The organism is Oleiphilus sp. HI0128 (genome assembly GCF_001635365.1).
On sequence record NZ_LWGG01000648.1, the window covers coordinates 1 to 280 of the forward strand.

A 280-nucleotide genomic window follows, 5' to 3' on the forward strand; every position below is an offset into this window, starting at 1 on the left:
ACCCTCAATCATTAGGTCAGTAAAATAGCGGCAGGCTTCTACGACACCACTTCGAATATCATGAATGCTGGGGATTTGTGAACCTAAGTGGCAGTGCAATAATTCGAGGCAGTGCAGCATGTTCTCTTGCTTTAGCTTATCAACCACATCGATAAGTTGTGTGCTAGTTAGACCAAACACACTGCGATCACCGCTCGTTGAATTCCAATGCCCACTGACTTGAGAGGTCATTTTCACCCGCACACCAATGTGGGGTTGAATGTTCATTTGGCGGCTCAAT

The 280-nt window shown here is 46.1% G+C and carries 1 pseudogene; it reads right to left on the reverse strand.

Going from position 1 to position 280, the window contains the following annotated elements:
• Positions 1 to 267: pseudogene (locus tag A3763_RS08150) on the reverse strand (arginine decarboxylase); the annotation flags it as partial.
• Between the last annotated feature and the right edge of the window lie 13 nt (positions 268 to 280).